We start from the raw sequence: 5,290 nt of genomic DNA on the forward strand, positions 1-5,290 counted from the left end.
GGCCATAATCCTCTGGCGCTTTCCCCGTACCAGCTCCTGGGTTCTGCCCTTGGCCCATCTCCTGGTGGTCGGCTACCTCCTCACCACCTTGGCCTACCAGCTTCTCATCAGACCCAACCCCATGGGCCTCTCCCCCGCCGCCTACTGGGTTCCTTTCGTGTATTTTAGCAGTTTCCTCTTTTTTCAAACGCGACAGGCCGTGCGCCTTGCGCTTCTCTATCTGCTTGCCCTCTTTCTCCTTTCCCTGCTGGGGAGCTTTCGCGGCCACCTCCATGCGGAGCACCTCAACGCTTTAGCCCAGTTCTTCGGGGCCAACCTGGCCTATGTGGGCCTCCTCTACATGCTGGTGCGGGTCAGGGAGGGCTACCTCGAGGCCCGGCTGGATGCCTACACCGACCCCCTCACCAACCTCAGGAACCGGCGCTACCTGGACCTCGTTTTGGAAAGAGAGCTCTTCCGCGTCCGGCGCTATGGCCGGCCCCTCTCCCTCCTGATCCTGGACCTGGATCACTTCAAACAGGTTAACGACCGCTACGGCCACCCTGTGGGGGACCGGGTGCTCAAAAGCCTCACCCGTTGCCTGGAAGACCACCTCCGGCAAAGCGACCGGGCCGTGCGCCTCGGGGGGGAGGAGTTCGCCGTCCTCCTTGCGGAAACCCCCTTGGCCCAGGCGGTGCGCCTGGCGGAGCGCTTGCGCCAGGCGGTGGCCGCTTTAAGGATTCCCCCGGTGGAAGGGCTTTCCGTCAGCATTGGCGTGGCCCAGGCCCACCCGGAGGACTCCCCCCTTTCCCTCCTCAAACGGGCCGACGACGCCCTTTACCAGGCCAAGCGCCGGGGGAAAAACCGGGTGGAGGTGGGTTAAACCCACCCCTCCCCACCGGGGCCCCCTGCCCGCAAGGGCGGGATGGGGTGGCATCAGAGGCCGGCTTCCCGCCTCAGGGCCTCCACCCGGTCGGTTTCCTCCCAGGGAAAACCCGCGCGGCCAAAATGCCCGTAGGCGCTGGTGGGGGTGTAGATGGGACGGAGGAGGTCCAGCTCCTCGATGATGGCCAAGGGCCTGGGGTCAAAGACCCGCTTCACGATTTCCGTGAGCTTTTCATCGGGCAAGGTCCCGGTGCCGAAGGTCTCCACCCTGAGGGAAACGGGCCTGGCCTTGCCGATGGCGTAGGCCAGCTCCACCAGGGCCCGCCGGGCCAGGCCTGCCGCCACCAGGTTCTTGGCCATATAGCGGGCGTAGTAGCTGGCGGAACGGTCCACCTTGGTGGGGTCCTTGCCGCTGAAGGCTCCGCCTCCGTGGGGCACCGCTCCCCCGTAGGTGTCCACGATGATCTTGCGCCCGGTGAGCCCGGTGTCCGCATGGGGCCCCCCCAGGATGAACCGGCCCGAGGGGTTGATGAGGTACTCCGTTTCCCCTTCCTTCAGGTACTCGGGGGGGATGGCCTGGCGCACCACCTCCCGGATCAGGTCCTCGCGAAGCTGGTCCTGCTCCACCTCCGGGGAGTGCTGGGCGGATACCACCACCGTTTTCACATAAAGGGGCCTGTCCCCCTCGTAGACCACGGTAACCTGGGCCTTGCCGTCGGGGCGCAGATAGGGAAGAAGCCCCGTCTTGCGCACCTCCGCCAGGCGCATGGTGAGGCGGTGGGCCAGGGTGATGGGAAGCGGCATGAGCTCCGGGGTTTCGTCGGTGGCGTAGCCGAACATGAGGCCTTGATCCCCCGCGCCCGTGCGGTCCAGAGGATCCGTGGACTTGAGGACCCGCCACTCGTAGGAGAGGTTGACCCCGCCCGCGATGTCCGGGGACTGCTCGTCGATGGCGGTGAGGACCGCGCAGGTGTCGGCGTCAAAGCCGTACTTGGCCCGGGTGTAGCCCACCTCCCTCACCGTCTTGCGCACCAGGCCGGGGATATCCACATACCCCTCGGTGGAGATCTCTCCCGCCACGAACACCAGCCCGGTGGTGACCAGGGTTTCCGCCGCCACCCGGGCCTTCTTATCCTGGGCGATCAGGGCGTCCAGGATGGCGTCGGAGATCCGGTCCGCCAGCTTATCCGGGTGCCCTTCCGTGACCGACTCGGACGTGACCAGCCTCAACTTGCGCACCTCCCTTGCCCCCCACCGGGGCAACCCTGATAGTATAGCCACCCCCCCCTTTCCGTCCAGGGTATGATGGCGGCTCGTGAAGGACCCTAGGCGGCCCATCGGCGTCTTTGACTCGGGGGTAGGGGGGCTTACGGTGCTTTCCGCTTTGCGCCGGGCCCTGCCCCAGGAGGATTTCCTCTATTTCGGCGACACCGCCCGGGTACCCTACGGCAGTAAACCCCTTTCCATGGTGCGGCGCTTTGCCTGGGAGATCGCGGGGTTTTTGCTCCGGCAAGGGGTCAAGGCCATCGTGGTCGCCTGCAACACCGCAAGCTCCGCGGCCCTTCCCGATCTGGCTGAGGATCTTTCGGTGCCCGTCTTCGGGGTGCTGGAACCCGTGGCCAAGGCCGCACGAGGGTACGGCAAGGTAGGCCTCATCGGCACCCAGGCCACGGTGGAAAGCCGGGCCTACGAGCGCTACGTGGGGGTTTCGTGGGCCAGGGCCTGTCCCCTCTTCGTGCCCTTGGTGGAGGAAGGGCTTTGGGATGACCCCGTGGCCCTCTTGGTGGCCCGGCACTACCTCGAGGACGCCCCCCAGGACCTCGAGGCCCTGATTCTGGGCTGCACCCACTACCCCTTCCTGAAGGGCACCCTGGCCAAGGTCCTGCCTGGAGTGAGGCTCATCGATTCCGCTGAGGCCACGGCGGAAGCAGTGGCCAAAGCCCTAAAGGAGGAGGGGCTTTTAAACCCCGAGGGCCAAGGCCGGGTGGTGCACTTCGTCACGGGGGACCCGGAAAGCTACCAGAACCTGGCGGAGCGCCTGGGGGTAAGGGTGGAGGAGCTAAAACAGGTCAGCCTGGAGGAGCTTTGATGGCCAAGAAGCCCCTGATCGACCAGCTTCACCACGAGGATGCCTGGCGGCTTTTCCGCATCCTGGCGGAGTTCGTGGAGGGCTTTGAAACCCTTTCGGAGATAGAGGTCCCCCTGGTTTCCGTCTTCGGCTCCGCCCGCTTTGGGGAAGGCCACCCCGCCTACACCCTGGGCTACCGGCTGGGAAGGGCATTAGCGGAAGCAGGCTTCGGGGTGGTGACGGGCGGCGGGGGTGGGGTCATGGAGGCCGTGAACCGAGGGGCCTTTGAGGCAGGTGGGGTGAGCGTGGGCCTGAACATCGAGCTTCCCCACGAGCAGAAGCCCAACCCCTACCAGACCCACACCCTCACCCTGCGCTATTTCTTCGTGCGCAAGGTGCTTTTCGTGCGCTACGCCCACGCCTTCGTCTTCCTGCCCGGGGGGTTCGGCACCCTGGACGAGCTCTCCGAGGTCCTGGTCCTCATCCAGACGGAGAAGGTCCACCCCTTCCCCGTCTTCGCCTTGGACCGGGGGTACTGGCAAGGGCTTCTGAGCTGGATGGAATCCCTGAAAGAACAAGGGGCCATCGATCCCAAAGACCTCGCCCTCCTTACCCCACTGGATTCCCCGGAGGAAGTGGTCCAGGCCCTTAAGGGAGTATCCTAGAAGGGATGCGCCTGGTCTTGGCCACCAGCAACCCCGGGAAGGTGCAGGAGCTTAAGGAGGGCCTGGCTCCTCTGGGCTGGACCCTTCTTTCCCTGGCCGACTTTCCCCTGCGCATGCCCAAGGAGGAGGGCGCCACCTTCCTGGAAAACGCCCTCCTCAAAGCCGCCTACGTGGCCAAGGCCACGGGCCTTCCCGCCCTGGCGGATGACTCGGGCCTCGAGGTGCCCGCCCTAGGGGGGGAACCCGGGGTCTACTCCGCCCGCTACGGGGGAAGGGAAACCGACCGGGAGCGGAACGTCTACCTTCTGGAGAGGATGCGCCACCTCAAGGGGGAGGAGCGCAAGGCCCGCTTCGTGGCGGTCCTGGTCCTGGCCTACCCCGACGGGCATGTGGAAACCTACGAGGGACAGGTGGAGGGGTATATCCTCGAGGCTCCCCGGGGGGAAGGGGGCTTTGGGTACGACCCCCTCTTCTACGTGCCCGAGGCGGGTAAGACCTTCGCGGAGATGACCCTGGAGGAAAAGGCCCGCTACTCCCACCGGGGCCAGGCCATAAAGGCCCTCCTCAAAGCCTACGAGCAGGGTCCCCCTCCCCGGGAGATCTCCCAGCTGGAATGAGCCCGGCCTTTCCATGAACCTCCTTTCGCCCCACATCGCCCTTTACCGCCTTTACGACCTGGCGGACGAGATCGACCTCTCCCGCCTGGCCACCCCCAGGCTTCGCCTCTCCCGGCCCCGGCTGGGGGCGGTGCGCTTCGAAAACCCCCCGGCGCAGGTGGAGCTTGGGGTGAGGAGCGTGGAGGGGATCTCCGGCCTCCTCACCGCCCGGCTCTACGAGTTCGGGGTGGCCTCCCTTTCCTTCCGGGTGCACCTGGGGGAGAAGGTGCCCTGGGAAGCCTTTCTGGAAAAGGCCCTGGCCTTGCCCGAGCTTCCCTTCTGGGAAGGGTTTTTTCTGGCGGAGCTTTTGGCCCTCGAGCCCTACCTGCAAGGCGCCCTCCTCCACCCCGAGGAAAAGCGCCTGAGCGAGGAGTTCACCGTCTACCACGCCCTGGGGATCGAGGGGGAAAAAGCCCACGCCCCCCCTGTGGACCTCACCCCCCTTTGGATGGGGGCCAGGGAGGAGTTCGCCCCCGAGGTCCGGCGGGAGATGGAGCGCTACCGCTACAGCTACTCCACCGAGGACCTGGCCCTTTTGGGCTTTGACCGGGTCTTCATCCTGGACTCCGAGGGCATCTGGGACGTGGCCGACCTGGTGGAGTTCGTGCACGCCCAGCTTCTGGAGCTTTCCTACTACGACGGGGTCCTCACCCAGGAGTTGGAAGCCGTTCCCCAGGTGCTGAGGCACCGGGGGCTTTGGGGCTATGGCAAGCTCCAGCGCCTTAGGCGGCGCCTCATGGCCCGCCATGCGGAGATCGCCGACGTGCGCGCCCGCATGGAGGGGGCCTTGCGCATCACCGAGGACCTCTTCTACGCCAAGATCTACCGGGCCGCCTTGGAGCTTTACGGGGCCCACGAGCTGGAACGGAGCCTGGAGGAGAAGCTTAGGGTCCTCGAGGCCACCTACGAGATGGTCACCGAGGAGGTGGTGCACCTGAGAACCCAGGCGGTGGAGGTGGGGATCCTGGCCCTCATCGCCTTTGAGGTGGTCAGGGCCTTTTGGCATTAGAGGACTTGTGCCCCGAGAAAGTAGGAGT

The 5,290-nt window shown here is 65.8% G+C and carries 6 protein-coding genes; 5 read left to right on the forward strand and 1 reads right to left on the reverse strand.

The features are described from left to right. On the forward strand, positions 1–862 hold an 862-nt coding region (locus TNMX_RS11155; protein WP_038032284.1), incomplete at its 5' end, for a GGDEF domain-containing protein. Positions 863–915: 53 nt separating this feature from the next. Here TNMX_RS11155 and metK read toward each other — a convergent pair. Next, the gene (metK, locus tag TNMX_RS11160; RefSeq protein WP_156919461.1) at positions 916–2,103 is read right to left on the reverse strand and encodes a methionine adenosyltransferase; all 1,188 of its coding nucleotides are present in this window, start codon (positions 2,101–2,103) and stop codon (positions 916–918) included. Between the two features lie 76 nt (positions 2,104–2,179). Between metK and murI the strand changes: the two genes are divergently transcribed. From murI to TNMX_RS11180, 4 genes are read left to right on the forward strand one after another with little or no spacing between them, the layout of a single operon-like run. Beyond that, positions 2,180–2,953, forward strand: a complete 774-nt coding sequence (murI, locus tag TNMX_RS11165) for a glutamate racemase (protein WP_015718194.1) — start codon at positions 2,180–2,182, stop codon at positions 2,951–2,953. Further along, positions 2,953–3,597 carry a TIGR00730 family Rossman fold protein gene (locus tag TNMX_RS11170; protein WP_015718195.1) on the forward strand — a complete coding sequence of 215 codons (645 nt, stop codon included), beginning with the start codon at positions 2,953–2,955 and terminating at the stop codon, positions 3,595–3,597. The genes murI and TNMX_RS11170 overlap by 1 nt, the downstream gene beginning before the upstream one ends. 5 nt (positions 3,598–3,602) lie before the next feature. Then, the gene (locus TNMX_RS11175; RefSeq protein ID WP_015718196.1) at positions 3,603–4,214 is read left to right on the forward strand and encodes an XTP/dITP diphosphatase; all 612 of its coding nucleotides are present in this window, start codon (positions 3,603–3,605) and stop codon (positions 4,212–4,214) included. A gap of 13 nt (positions 4,215–4,227) precedes the next feature. Further along, a complete protein-coding gene (locus TNMX_RS11180; protein WP_038032286.1) occupies positions 4,228–5,262 on the forward strand; it encodes a hypothetical protein in 1,035 nt (344 codons plus the stop codon). Positions 5,263–5,290 lie beyond the last annotated feature (28 nt).

Source organism: Thermus sp. NMX2.A1, assembly GCF_000511705.1.
Taxonomy (GTDB): domain Bacteria; phylum Deinococcota; class Deinococci; order Deinococcales; family Thermaceae; genus Thermus; species Thermus scotoductus.